Origin of the sequence: Streptomyces sp. KPB2, assembly GCF_003950055.1 — a bacterium.
Lineage (GTDB): Bacteria > Actinomycetota > Actinomycetes > Streptomycetales > Streptomycetaceae > Streptomyces > Streptomyces salinarius.
Map to the genome: position 1 here is coordinate 2288599 of NZ_CP034353.1, position 13131 is coordinate 2301729.

General features: G+C 75.2%; 8 protein-coding genes. 3 read left to right on the forward strand and 5 right to left on the reverse strand.

The genetic code is table 11. The features are described 5' to 3' along the window. The first annotated feature begins 250 nt into the window (after positions 1–250). A complete protein-coding gene (locus D1J63_RS09770; protein WP_125628596.1) occupies positions 251–3085 on the forward strand; it encodes a glycoside hydrolase family 3 C-terminal domain-containing protein in 2835 nt (944 codons plus the stop codon). Positions 3086–3137: 52 nt separating this feature from the next. Here the strand turns inward: D1J63_RS09770 and D1J63_RS09775 are convergent, their stop codons facing one another. Both D1J63_RS09775 and D1J63_RS09780 read right to left on the reverse strand, forming a co-directional pair. Further along, positions 3138–3815 (reverse strand): response regulator transcription factor, encoded by a 678-nt coding sequence (locus D1J63_RS09775; protein ID WP_164712776.1) that lies wholly within the window; start codon positions 3813–3815, stop codon positions 3138–3140. Continuing rightward, complete coding sequence (locus D1J63_RS09780; RefSeq protein ID WP_125628598.1) at positions 3812–5053, reverse strand: histidine kinase; 1242 nt, start codon at positions 5051–5053, stop codon at positions 3812–3814. The genes D1J63_RS09775 and D1J63_RS09780 overlap by 4 nt, the downstream gene beginning before the upstream one ends. Before the next feature lie 142 nt (positions 5054–5195). Between D1J63_RS09780 and D1J63_RS09785 the strand changes: the two genes are divergently transcribed. Further along, positions 5196–6326, forward strand: a complete 1131-nt coding sequence (locus tag D1J63_RS09785) for a glycosyltransferase 87 family protein (protein WP_125628599.1) — start codon at positions 5196–5198, stop codon at positions 6324–6326. Beyond that, positions 6323–7537 carry a glycosyltransferase family 4 protein gene (locus D1J63_RS09790; RefSeq protein WP_125628600.1) on the forward strand — a complete coding sequence of 405 codons (1215 nt, stop codon included), beginning with the start codon at positions 6323–6325 and terminating at the stop codon, positions 7535–7537. The genes D1J63_RS09785 and D1J63_RS09790 overlap by 4 nt, the downstream gene beginning before the upstream one ends. Positions 7538–7559: 22 nt before the next feature. Here D1J63_RS09790 and D1J63_RS09795 read toward each other — a convergent pair whose 3' ends face one another. The 3 genes from D1J63_RS09795 to D1J63_RS09805 all read right to left on the reverse strand — a co-directional run bounded on the left by D1J63_RS09795 (position 7560) and on the right by D1J63_RS09805 (position 13081). Continuing rightward, positions 7560–9005, reverse strand: a complete 1446-nt coding sequence (locus D1J63_RS09795; protein WP_102928002.1) for an aldehyde dehydrogenase family protein — start codon at positions 9003–9005, stop codon at positions 7560–7562. A gap of 143 nt (positions 9006–9148) precedes the next feature. Further along, entirely contained in the window at positions 9149–10798 is a 1650-nt protein-coding gene (locus D1J63_RS09800; RefSeq protein ID WP_125628601.1) for a PucR family transcriptional regulator, read from the reverse strand. Between the two features lie 153 nt (positions 10799–10951). Beyond that, a complete protein-coding gene (locus D1J63_RS09805) occupies positions 10952–13081 on the reverse strand; it encodes an ATP-binding protein (RefSeq protein WP_125628602.1) in 2130 nt (709 codons plus the stop codon). Positions 13082–13131: the final 50 nt, after the last annotated feature.

Sequence of the window (13131 nt, forward strand, 5' to 3'; positions counted from 1 at the left end):
ACCAGTTCGTGTCGAAGCGCTTCGATGTTGCAGCGAGGTTAAGTTAACCCCTCGGGGGGCACAAGGGTCGTCCCCAAGATTCCTGTTCGGCGGCGCGAGGAGAGGTCTTGACCACACTCCTCCTCATCAAGTTGAAGTTGGGCCGGGGCAGGAGCGTGATCGAGCGCGACGTCTTGACACGTGCCCAGGGCTGCACGGAGCATCGAAGCGCTTCGACGTCCTACCCGCTCCATCGCAAGGGGACCTCCACGTGACCGCACCCACGCCGCCGTTCCGTGATCCGCGACTGCCGTTCGCGAAGCGCGTCGACGACCTGATGTCGCGGCTCACGCTCGACGAGAAGACCGCCTTCCTGCACCAGTTCGCGCCCGCGGTCGAGCGTCTCGGCATCGCCGCCTTCCGTACCGGCCAGGAGGCGCTGCACGGCGTGGCCTGGATGGGCCCGGCGACCGTGTTCCCGCAGGCCGTGGGGCTCGGCGCCACCTGGAACGAGGACCTCGTGCGCCGGGTCGGCGAGGCGGTGTCCAGGGAGGCCCGGGCGATGCGCGCGCGGGACGAGCGCGTGGGCCTCAACGTCTGGTCCCCGACGGTGAACCTGCTGCGCCACCCCCTGTGGGGCCGCAACGAGGAGGGCTACTCCGAGGACCCGAAGCTGACCTCCGCCATCGCCACCGCCTACACCCGGGGGCTGCGCGGCGACGACCCGGCGTACTGGCGCACCGCGCCCGTGCTCAAGCACTGGCTCGCGCACAACAACGAGACGGCGCGGGACACTTCCTCGTCCTCCGTCCGCCCGCGCGTCCTGCACGAGTACGACCTGCGGGCCTTCCGCGAAACGGTCGAGGCGGGCGCGGTGGCCGGGGTGATGCCGGCCTACAACCTGGTCAACGGCCGCCCCAACCACCTCTCCCCCCACCTCGGCCGGCACCTGCGCACCTGGACGGAGGAGGACCTGCTGGTCTGCTCGGACGCGGGCGCGCCCTCCAACCTGGTCGACTCGGAGCACTACTTCGACACCCACGAGGAGGCGACCGCCGCCGCGCTGCGGGCCGGGGTGGACAGCTTCACCGACCACGGCACGGACTCCTCGAAGATCGTCGCGCGGGTCCGGGGCGCCCTGGCGCAGGGTCTGCTGACGGAGGCGGACGTGGACGCGGCGGTGCGGCGGCAGTTGTCGGTCCGCTTCCGGCTCGGCGAGTTCGACCCGGAGCACGACCCGTACGCGAAGGAGAGTCACTTCGACACGCCGGAGCACCGGGCGCTCGCCCGGGAGGCGGCCGAACAGGCGGTCGTCCTGCTCAAGAACGACGGCGTGCTGCCCCTGGCCCCCGGCACCCGCGTCGCCGTCGTCGGACTGCTCGCCGACGAGTGCAAGCTCGACTGGTACAGCGGCACGCTCCTCCATCGCTCGACCCCGCTGGAGGGCCTGTACGAGCGGTTCGGCGCCGACCGCGTGAGCTTCGCGGAGGGCGTGGACCGGGTCAGGCTGCGTACGGCCGACGGCACGTTCCTGCACGTCCTGCCCTCGGACGACGTCCCCGACGGGGCGCGCGCCGCTGAGGGCGCCCTCGACCCGGCCCTGCTCGCCGGCCGCACCGACCTGCCGCCCCTGACCACCGACGCCACCGGCACCGAACTGGCGCTGATCGACTGGGGCGAGGGCGTGCTCACCCTGCGCGCGCCCGACGGCCGCTACCTGTCGGTCGCCGAGGACGGCTACGTGCGCGCCTCCGCCGACCAGCCCGGCGGCTGGGTCGTGCAGGAGACGTTCCGGCTGGAACCGCACGAGAACGGTCACCTCCTGAGGCACACGGGAACGGGTCGTCCGGTCCAGGTCGCCGCCGACGGCGTGAAGGTTGCCGCGGACGACGCGGACGCCGAAGTCTTCGGGCTGACGGTCGTCGAGCGCGGCGAGGACGCGGTGAGGCGGGTGGCGTCGGCGGCGGACGTGGTCGTCGTGATCGCGGGCAACGACCCGCACATCAACGGCCGCGAGACCGAGGACCGTACGACGCTGCGCCTGCCCGGCCAGCAGGAACGGCTGCTGCGCGCGGCCCGGGCCGCCAACCCGGCGACCGTGCTCGCGCTGGTGTCCGCCTACCCGTACGCGGTCGACGCCGGGACGCTCCCGGCGGTGCTGTGGACCGCGCACGGCGGCCAGGCGGCCGGCACCGCACTGGCCCGGGTCCTCGCGGGCGACGTCTCCCCGGCGGGCCGGCTCCCGCAGACCTGGTACGCCGACGACGCCGACCTCCCCGACCTCCTCGACTACGACGTGATCGGCGGCCGCCAGACCTACCTGTACTTCGAGGGGACGCCGCTGTTCCCCTTCGGACACGGCCTGTCCTACGCGTCGTTCGGCTACGCGGACCTGGCGGCGGAGGTCGGGGACCGGACGGTGTCGGTGTCCTTCACCGTCACCAACACCGGTGAGGTCGCCGCCGACGAGGTGGCCCAGCTCTACGTCCGCGCCGAGGCCCCCTCGGTTCCGCGTCCGCGCCGCGAGCTCCTGGCCCACCGCCGGTTCACCCTCGCCCCGGGCGCGTCGACGCGGGTCGCCTTCGAGGTTCCGCTGTCCGCCCTCGCGTTCTGGGACGTCGCACACGGCCGGTGGCGGCTGGAGCCGGGCCCGTACGCCCTGCTGGTGGGCGCCTCCAGCGAGGACGTGCGCCTGTCGACGACCCTCACCCTCGACGGCGAGCCGGCCGCACCCCGCCCGGTCGGCGAACGCGGCCTGGAGGCGGCCGACTTCGACGAGCAGAGCGGCACGCAGATCGTCGACCGGACGAAGACGGCGGGCGACGCGGTGACGCCGGCGGCCGGCGGAACGGGCGAACTGCTCTACCGCTCTTGCGACTTCGGCACCGGCGTGACGAGGACGACCCTGTCGGTCGCGGGCACCGGCACCGTCGAGATGGCCCCCGACGGCGGCGCGTGGACGCCGGCCCTCTCGCCGTCCGCGCCGGCCGCGGGGCCGTACGACTACACGGAGCTGGACGGCGCCTTCACCGCCGGGGGCGTCCACGACCTCCGCATCAGACTGCGCGGCGCACTGCGGCTCGCGCACGTCGGCTTCTCCGGTTGAGGGTCCGGAGAGGTCCGGCACGGGGACGGGGCCCGGCACCGGTGGCCAAGAACTACCGGTACCGGGCCCCCGACTCACGCCCCGCTCTGACCAGGCCCAGCTCGTAGGCGACGATCACCGCCTGGGCGCGGTCGCGCAGCTCCAGCTTGGCGAAGAGCCGGTTGATGTGGGTCTTCACGGTGTGGTCGGTGATGGTGAGGCGTGCCGCGATCTCCGCGTTGGACAGGCCCCGCGCGATCAGGGTCAGCACCTCCGTCTCCCGGGCGGTGAGGTCGGCGGCCGCGGGGACGGGCAGCCGCGAACCGCGCGCGTGCACGAACTCGGCGATCAGCCGCTTGGTGATCTCCGGCGACAGAAGGGCGTTGCCGCTCGCCACCACCCGTACGGCGTGCAGCAGTTCGGGGAACGTGGCGTCCTTGAGCAGGAAGCCGCCCGCGCCGGCCGCGAGCGCGTCGTACACGTACTCGTCGAGGCCGAAGGTGGTCAGCATCAGCACCTTCGTGGCGCCGCCGGAGGCGGCCAGGATCTCGCGGGCCGCGTCGATGCCGTTCTTGTGCGGCATCCGGATGTCCAGGAGCGCGAGGTCGGGCCGGGTCTCGCGGGCCGCCAGCACCGCCCGCACCCCGTCCTCCGCCTCGGCGACGACCTCGATGTCCTCCTGGGTGGCCAGGAGGTTCACGAAGCCGGTGCGGACGACCGCCTGGTCGTCGGCGACCAGTGCCCTGATCACGCGCGGCTCCCCTGCTCGTCCCCCACTGCTCGCCCGCTCCCCCACGGCAGCTCCGCCTCCACCAGGAAGCCGCCGTCCGGGCCCGCCCCCGCGCTGAGCCGGCCGCCGACCAGGGCGGCCCGCTCGCGCATTCCGGTCAGGCCGTGTCCGGTGCCGCCGACGGAAGAGCCGGGCCCGGTGCCGGGACCGTCGTCGCGGACGCGGAGGGTGAGCAGCCGGTCGGCGCCGTAGTCGACCTCGACCACCGTACGGGCGCCGGGGGCGTGCTTGCGCGCGTTGGTCAGCGCCTCCTGCGCGATCCGGTAGGCGGACAGCTCCCACGCGGCGGGCAGCGGCACCCGCTCGCCGGTGATCCGCAACTCGGCCGTGCCGCCCACCGCCCGGTGCTGCTCGACCAGTTCGGCGAGGTGATCGAGCGTGGGCTGCGGTGCGGTGAGGGTGGCGGGGCCGGTGCCGTCCTGGGGCGTGCGCAGGACGCCGAGCAGGCGCCGCAGTTCGGCCATCGAGGAGCGGGCCGTGCCGGCGATCTGCTGGAAGCCGTCGCGGGCCGCTGGGGTGAGTCCGGGCGTGGTGTACGTGGCGCTCTCGGCCTGGACCGCGATCATCGACACCGAGTGGGACACGATGTCGTGCAGTTCGCGGGCGATCGCCGCGCGTTCCGCCTCGGCGGCCTGCTGCCGCTCCATCGCGATCAACTTCGCCTGTGCCAGGCCGCGTTCGATGCGCGTCTCCTCCCGGGAGCGGACCGCGTCGCCCATCATCACCGCCCCGAAGACGACCACGGTGAGCAGGAACGACTCGGCGAACAGGCTCAGCGACCCCTTCTCCCACAGCGCCGGCACCGGCAGGTCCATCCGCGACCAGGTGTTGATGTGGACCAGGTTGACGCACAGCGCGCCGAGCGCGCCGCCCGCGACGGTGAGGGCCGGGTGCAGCACCCGGTTGCGGCCCAGCGAGTAGCAGCCGGTCAGTCCGCTCACCATGATCGAGACATACAGGTTGACGTCACCGGCGAAGCCGATCAGCCCCGCCGCGACCGTGAGCATCGCGACGGGCGGGAAGGAGCGCCGCCACATCAGCGAGGCCGCGGACACCAGCGCTCCGACGGTGGTCGTCACACCGCCCGGGATGGCGATCAGTTCCACGACCGCGCCCGCCGTGACGGCGCCGCCGGTGACCCAGGGGTAGGCGGGTGCCGCGATCCACTCGCGCAGCCGCTGTTGGGGCGACGTCCTCATCCCTCCATGATCCCGGCCGTGGCCGAGGGGCGCGTCACCGCTCGGGTGGAGTCTCGGTGCGGATGTCGTACCACGGGTTGAGTCCCGGGTGCGGAGCCTCGGTTGACGCCTTGCGAACTGCGGATTCCTAGCGTCGACGGACATGGGGAAGACCTTTGGGGAACGGGTCGCCGGGTGCGCACCGCGGCCCGTCGAACGGTATGTGTGGGCCGGGTGCGCGGTGGCGGCGACGGGCTTCGCGCTGGTCTCCGGCCCGGCGACGCACCGGGTGTGGGGATGGTCGGCCGGGGCGGGGTACGCGCTCGCGGCGCTCCTTGCCCGGGGCTCCGGGCCGCTCCGGGCGGCTCGCGCGGTGGCGGTCGCGGGGAGCGTGGTACTGCCGCTCGTCGGCCTGGTGGCGGCGGGGCTCGGGCAGTCCGAAGTGGCCGTGGTCGAGCGGTCCGGGCACCTGCTGGCCGCCACCGGAAGCCCGTACGTCACGGCCCCCGCGGCCGTGGGCGACTTCAACCCCTACCTGCCGGGGATGGCGCTCTTCGGCGTCCTGCCGGGTGATCCGCGCTGGTGGACGGGCGGCGCGTTCCTCGGCGCCCTCGTCGCCGCCGGGGTGCGCCGTGCCGGACCGCTGCTCGCCTGCCCCCTGGTCGCGCTGCCTCTCGCGGTGGGCGGCGTCGACCTGCCGGTGGCGGGACTGATGTGCCTGGGCCTCGCACAGGCCGGGCGGGGTCGCGCGGGCGGGGCCGGTCTCGCGCTCGGAGCCGCCGCCGCCCTGAAGTGGACGGGCTGGCTCGCGCTGCCCGTGGCCCTGGCGCTGATCGCCGTACGGCAGGGCGGCCGGCCCGCGCTGCGGTGTGCGGGCACGTGCCTGGGCACCGGGGCGGCGGTGGTCCTGCCCTTCGCGCTCATCGATCCCGCCGGCTTCTTCCGGAACGTCGTCGCCTTCCCGTTCGGGCTCACCGCCACCGCCTCGCCCGCCGACAGCCCGCTGCCCGGTCACCTGCTCGCGGCGCACGTCCCCGGCGGCACGGTGATCACGCTCGCCCTCCTGGCGGTCGGCGCGCTGCTGACCGGTGTCTCGCTCGCGGTACGCCCGCCGGAGACCCTTCGGGCGGCGGCCGGGCGGCTCGCCCTCGGTGTGGGCCTGGCGACGGTCCTGATGCCGGCGACGCGCTTCGGCTACCTGGTCTACCCGATGGTGCTGGCGGCCCTGGCGCACGGGGCGGGACACCGCGACACCGAGGTCACCGGCCGCCCCGTCGAGAGGAACCCCGCATGACCGACGACGCCCGCACCGGTGGCCGCACGCTGATCGTCACCAACGACTTCCCGCCCCGGCAGGGCGGCATCGAGACCTTCGTCCGGGAGCTGGCCGACCGCTTCCCGCCCGACGAGGTGGTCGTCCTCACCTCCACGCCGACGGCCCCGACGGATCACGGCGCCCGCTCCCGCCACCCGGTGGTCCGCCACCCGGCCCGCACCCTTCTGCCCACCCCGCGCGCGACCGCGCACGCCGCGGAGGTGGCCCGCCGGTACGGCTGCGACCGGGTGTGGTTCGGCGCGGCGGCGCCCCTCGCGCTGATGGCGGGACGACTGCGCCGTACGGCGGGGATCCGCACCGTCGTCGCCACCACCCACGGCCACGAGGTGTGGTGGGCCCGCGTTCCGGGACCCCGGAGCCTGTTGCGCCGCATCGGCACCCGGGTGGACACGCTGACCTGGCTGGGCGACAGCACCCGGGGCCCGATCGAGGCGGCACTCGCCCCCGGCACCCGGACCGCCCGCCTGGTCCCCGGCGTGGACACCGGGGCCTTCCATCCGGCCGTCGACGGCACCCCGGTCCGCACGAGGTACGGCCTGGGACACCGTCCCGTGGTCCTGTGCGCGGCCCGGCTGGTCCCGCGCAAGGGCCAGGACACCCTGATCAGGGCGCTGCCCTGGGTACGCAGGGCGGTCCCGGACGCCGTACTGCTGCTGGTCGGTGACGGCCCCTACGGCCCCGGGCTCCGGCAACTGGCCCTGCGGGAGGGCGTTCTGGACGCGGTCTTCTTCGCCGGCGGCCATCCCCACCACGCGCTCCCGGCGTTCTACGCCGCCGCCGACGCCTTCGCGATGCCCTGTCGTACGCGCAGGGCCGGTCTGGAGGTGGAGGGCCTGGGCATCGTGTACCTGGAGGCCGCCGCCTCCGGGCTGCCGGTGGTCGCGGGCGACTCGGGCGGCGCGCCCGACACGGTGCGCGAGGGCGAGACCGGGTACGTCGTCGACGGCCGTTCGGTCGCGGCGACGGCGGACCGGCTGATCAGGCTCCTGCGCGATCCCCGGCTCGCCCGGGCCATGGGCGACGCGGGGCGCCGACGGGCCGCGTACGAGTGGTCGTGGGACCACTCGTACGCGACGCTGCGGGACCTGCTGGCGGGGCGTACGGCGGGCTGCCGCACCGTGGGGCCGCGGCTCCCGCCCGCGCACCGGCCGGCCGCCCCCGGCGCCTGACGGGGCGGGGTGTGGACCGCTGTCAGAGGGCCAGCCCCGTGAGGACCAGCACCCGCTCGTAGGTGTAGTCGTCCATCGCGAAGCGCACGCCCTCGCGGCCGACGCCGGACTGCTTGGCGCCGCCGTACGGCATCTGGTCGGCGCGGTAGGAGGGGACGTCGCCGATGACCACGCCGCCGACCTCCAAGGCGCGGTGGGCGCGGAAGGCGGCCTGGAGGTCGTGGGTGAACACGCCCGCCTGGAGGCCGTACTTGGAGTCGTTGACGGCGGCGAAGGCCTCGGCCTCGCCGGAGACCTTCTGCACGCTGAGCACCGGGCCGAAGACCTCCTCGCGGGCGAGGGTGGTGTCGGCGGGCAGGTCGGCGAGGACCGTCGGCGCGTAGGAGGCGCCGTCGCGCTTGCCGCCGGTGAGGAGCTTCGCGCCCGCGTCGACGGCCTCCCGCACCCACGCCTCCACGCGTTCGGCGGCGGCCTCGCTGACCAGCGGGCCGACGTCCGTCGCGTCGTCGTTCGGGTCGCCGGTGACCTGGGCCTCGACGGCGGCGACGATGCGGGGCAGCAGGCGGTCGTAGACGGCGGCGTCGGCGATGACGCGCTGCACGGAGATGCAGGACTGGCCGCCCTGGTAGTTGGAGAAGGTCGCGATGCGGGTCGCGGCCCGGTCCAGGTCCTCGTCGCTCGCCCAGTCCCCGAGGACGACGGCCGCGCCGTTGCCGCCCAGCTCCAGGGTGCAGTGCTTGCGGGGCACCGAGTCCATGATCGCGTAGCCGACGGTCTCCGAGCCGGTGAAGGAGATGACCGGGAGGCGCTCGTCCTGGACGAGGGCGGGCATGCGGTCGTTGGGGACCGGGAGGATGCTCCAGGAGCCGGCGGGCAGCTCGGTCTCGGCGAGCAGCTCGCCGAGGATCAGGCCGGAGAGCGGGGTGGCGGGGGCCGGCTTGAGGATGATGGGGGCGCCGGCCGCGATCGCGGGGGCGATCTTGTGGGCGCACAGGTTGAGGGGGAAGTTGAAGGGCGCGATGCCGAGGACGACGCCCTTCGGGAAGCGGCGGGTGAGGGCGAGACGGCCCTGACCGCCGGCGTCCGTGTCGAGGCGCTGGGCCTCGCCGCCGTTGAAGCGGCGGGCCTCCTCGGCGGCGAAGCGGAACACGGAGACCGCGCGGCCGACCTCGCCGCGGGCCCACTTGATCGGCTTGCCGTTCTCGGCGGAGATCAGCCGGGCGATCTCCTCGGTGCGCTCCACGAGGCGGCGGCTGACGTGGTCGAGCGCGGCGGCGCGGGTGTGGGCGGGGGTGGCGGCGAAGTCCTCGCGGACGGCGTACGCGGCGGCCACGGCCTCTTCGACCTGGGCGTCGGTGGGCAGGCTCACCGTGCCGACGGTGGTGCCGTCCCAGGGAGAGGTGACGTCGAAGCCGGACTCGCCGGTGGCCTGGCGGCCGGCGAGCCAGAAGGCGTGGGTGGAAGTCATTGTCGAGTCCCGGCCCTTCCGCGTTGGGGGTGATGGTGGTGACTGCGGGTGCGGGTCCACGGTAGGGCGGGGCGGGGCGGGGGGCGTTTGTCCGGGGTGTAGTGGTGGGGGCGGGGTGTTCGACGTGGTGGCCAGGTGGGGTGTCAGTCCGGGGCCGTGGCCTTCAGGGCCAGCCACAGCTCCATGCGTACGTCCGGGTCGTCCAGGGAGCGGCCGAGGATCTCCTCCACGCGGCGCATCCGGTAGCGCAGCGTGTGGCGGTGGACGCCGAGGTCGGCGGCGGCCGCGTCCCACTGGCCGTGGCGGGAGAGCCAGGCGCGCAGGGAGGCCACGAGGTCGCCGCGGCCGGTGGCGTCGTGGTCGTGCAGCGCCCGCAGGAGGCCGTCGGCGAAGGCGCGTACCGCGTCGTCGGCGAGGAGCGGCAGGACGGAGCCCGCCGCCAGGTGCTCGTGCTCCACGCAGACCCGGCCGCGCCGGCGCGCCACCGAGAGTGCCTGTTCGGCCTGCTTGTACGCGGCGGACGCGGCGATGGGCCCGGACGGTGCCGACAGACCGACGACCAGGCTCTCCTCGTCGCCGCCCGCGAGGGACTCGGACGCCGGTCGGGCGGCCTCCAGGGCCGAGGCGTGCTCGACGCAGGCGGCGACGGCCGCGCCCCCGTCGGTGGCCAGCATCACCAGGCGTTCGCCCTCGGGGACGACCAGGACCGCCTCGCCGGCCCGGGCCGCGGCGGACTCCACGACCTCGGTGAGGGTGCCGAGGGGGTCGCCGCCCGCCTCGCCGCCCGGGTCACCGGTGGTCTGCGGGGCCGTGGAGGCCCTGGTCCTGGCCGTCGGGGACTCGGCGACGGCGATCCGGAACGGCGCGTCCAGCAGGCCGCCGTACAGGTCGCCGGCGACCGTGCGCGCGTGGTCGGGTTCGCCGGCCAGCAGCATGCGCAGTACGGCCCCGTCGATGCGGAGCCCCGCCTCGTGCAGGGAACGGGAGCGCTCCGTGGTGAGGGTCAGCAGGGCGATGGCGGAGTGGACGGCGTACCGCTCGGCGGTGCCGGGGGCGGCGGCCGTGCCGACGGCGAGCGCGGAACGGGGGCGGCGGGAGGTGCCCAGGGAGTGCAGCTCGACCCGGTCGGCGTTCTCGGGGTGCTCGGCGTTCCCGGTGCCGCCGACGACGGAGGAGGCGGGAGCGGGGCGCTCGCGCAGCCGTTGCACGTCCGCGGTGAGCCGCGCCGCCCTGCGGCCCGCCCACTCCGGCGCGGTGGCGACGACGGCGCCCGAGGCGTCGTACAGCGCCGCCCAGCCGTCGACCTGGGCGGCGAGCGCGGCCAGCAGGCCCTCCGGGCCCTCGGTCAGGGCCCGCCGGGTCAGCTCGCGCTGGGCGGCGAAGCCCGCGGTGACCGCGCGGTACTGGTCGGCGGCGATGGCGGCGGAGACGGCCTTGCTGATGGCGAGGAAGGGGGTGCGGCGCGGCACCTCCAGGAGCGGCAGCCCTTCCTGCCGGGCCGCTTCCACCAGGGCCTGGGGGATGTCGTCGTAGTTGACCCCGACGGCGAAGCCCAGGCCCACCACTCCGGCGCCCACCAGCCGCTTCACGTACCGGTGCATCACCTCGGGGTCCTCGGCGTCCAGCTTGAGGGCGGTGATCAGCAACAGCTCCCCGCCCTCCATGTAGGGCACGGGGTCGGCGAGCTCGCTGACGTGGGCCCAGCGCACCGGCACGTCGAGGCGGTCCTCGCCGGCGCGCACGGTCAGCTTGAGCGCCGAGTGGTGGACGAGCGAGGCGAGCGTCGGGGGCATGGGGGCCTTGGCCTTCGGGTCTGCGTCGGGGGCGTGAGGCGGTCGCGGGGTCGGTGTGGAGTCGCTGTGATCTTTTGGCCGCCGCGTATGAACGACCTGTGTCGATTCTGCCTCACTGTACGGTCCCCGGGTGCCCGCCCCGGCCCGTGGGGCTCACCCGTGCAGGTCGACCAGCAGCGGCGGCGCGTGCTCCCCCTTGACACTGGTCAGCGACAGCACGGCATGCCCGGCCGGCACGGCGTGCGCCAGCTCGGAGGCCGACCAGCGTTCCCGCTCGACCTGGCGGACGGTCACCGCGCGCGCGGTGGGCGCCTTTCCGGTGATCACCCGGCGGAGCATGTGCACGGCCTTGCCGGCCGGGGTCTCGGCGATGATCTGCCGGTCGGTGACGTCGCGGGCCTCGGTCCACTCCTTGCCCCACACCTCGGCGAAGTCCTGCCCGTCCCAGGGGGTGAGCCCGGACAGCGCCATCCGGCACCCGATGGCCCCGAGCAGCGGCCCGCGCAGGGGGCGCGGTACGTCGTCCAGGGTGCGCAGGGTCAGGACCACGCCGGCGCCGGCCGAGCGCAGCCGCTGCACGGCCCGTACCGCCTCCGGGGTCACCACGCCGCTCGCGTCGTCCAGCACCAGGCAGGCGAACAGCGACCGGTCCTCCCGCACCGAGACACTCGCCGTGAACTGGGCGAGCACCAGCCGCGCCAGCATGCGGGAGGCGTCGGCGTGGCCGCGCTGGGGCAGGTCGACACGGACCCGCACCGGGTGGTCGAGGGCCTTGAGCGAGAAGGGCCGGGACTGCCCGGAGGTGTCGAAGAAGGGGGCGAAGGCGGGGCGGTCCAGGAGCGCCACGCGGTCGGCCAGGACGCCGCCGACGTCCCCGGGGCGGTCCATCTGCCGTTCGCGCGCGTCCAGCTCGCGCAGCAGGGAGTCCTGCCCGGCCGCGCGCAGCCCTTCGCGCAGCTCGGCCAGCGGTCCGGGCGCGCCCTCCAGCAGCTGCCGCAGTTCCGGCACGCCGGGGAAGCGGCCGTGGACCGCGCGGAAGGGGCCGAGCAGCTGGGCGAGGACGGTGGTGGAGCGGCGGGTGTCGCCGCCCTGGTGCTGGTCGGTCAGGTCGCCGACCAGGGCCTCGGCGAGCACGACGGCGGCCTCGTCGGGGTCGGTGGTGCCGCCGTACAGGTCGAGGTCGTACACGGAGTCCGGGTGGCCGATCCGTACGACGACGTCGTAGGCGTCGGCCGGACCGAGGTCCGCGCCCGCCGCGCCGACCACGACGACGGCGGCGCGGCCGGCGAGCGCGTGCAGGCACAGCGATTCGGTGAGCGGGCGCACCAGGCTGCCGGTCTTGCCGGAGCCCGCGGGTCCGACGGCCAGCAGCGAGGTGCCGAGCAGATCGGGGCCGAGGGCGAGGCCGGCGCCGCGGTAGGCGTAGGGGTTGCGGGCGTCGTCGGCGGCCGCGCCGATGCGCACCTGGCCGGTGACGAGGTCGTGGCGGGCCCTGCGGACGGGCAGGTCGCGGGCGCCGGAGGGGTGCGGGCAGGCGGCGGCGCCGTGGCTGAGCACCGCGCCGGTGAAGGTGGCCAGGCTGTGCCGTCCGCGCTGCACTCCCTGCCAGGCGCGGGCGATGCGGGCGTGGTCGACGTCCCGCATGAGCCCCGAGCGGGCCTCGGCGGCGAGCCGCTCGGCGGCGTCGTGGGCACCGGCGGCGCGCAGGGCGGGCCAGGCGGCGGGGTCCTCCTCGGGGGCGGGCGCGGGACCGGCGCCGGCGGTGGCGGCGCCGCGCCAGGCGGGCGGGCCGTAGCGCCGCCAGATCTCGCCCCAGCGGCCGAGCCGGCCGACGGCGACCATGATGATGCCGGCGACGAGGACGTAGTAGGCGTAGACGACCACGACCGAGGCGAAGCTGTGGGGCTCGGCCCAGGAGTCCGGGATCATCGCGTAGAGGGGAAGCAGCCACCAGCCGCCGAGGTAGCCGTTCCACAGCAGCGACCAGACCAGCCAGCCGACGAGGAACGCGATCACCGCACCGCTCAGCAACTGCCGGCCCGGCACCCGCTCGGGCTCCTCCTCGGGCCGCGGCCGGTGTCCGAACCGCCACACGCCGGGCAGTGCCTGCGGACGCGGCGTGCGCAGCCAGGTCAGGAAGGCCGAGCCGTCCGGGCTCCCCGGCGCCCGCGTCGGCCGTGGCGGCACCGTCGGCGCCTCCGCGGGCATCTCGGGAGGCCCCGCGGGGCGCGGTACCGGATTCGCATGCGTGCCCCGCGCGTCCCGGGTCCCGTCGCCGTCCATCGCCCTTGCCCCCTGACCTGCCGCTCCGTCCACCATCAGCGAGCCAATCT

What these genes read in the sequence shown, in the direction of transcription:
- D1J63_RS09785 (WP_125628599.1), top strand. Translation starts at nt 5,196, where the DNA reads ATGGGGAAGACCTTTGGGGAACGGGTCGCCGGGTGCGCACCGCGGCCC.
- D1J63_RS09790 (WP_125628600.1), top strand. Translation starts at nt 6,323, where the DNA reads ATGACCGACGACGCCCGCACCGGTGGCCGCACGCTGATCGTCACCAAC.
- D1J63_RS09805 (WP_125628602.1), bottom strand. Translation starts at nt 13,081, where the DNA reads ATGGACGGCGACGGGACCCGGGACGCGCGGGGCACGCATGCGAATCCG.
- D1J63_RS09795 (WP_102928002.1), bottom strand. Translation starts at nt 9,005, where the DNA reads ATGACTTCCACCCACGCCTTCTGGCTCGCCGGCCGCCAGGCCACCGGC.
- D1J63_RS09800 (WP_125628601.1), bottom strand. Translation starts at nt 10,798, where the DNA reads ATGCCCCCGACGCTCGCCTCGCTCGTCCACCACTCGGCGCTCAAGCTG.
- D1J63_RS09780 (WP_125628598.1), bottom strand. Translation starts at nt 5,053, where the DNA reads ATGAGGACGTCGCCCCAACAGCGGCTGCGCGAGTGGATCGCGGCACCC.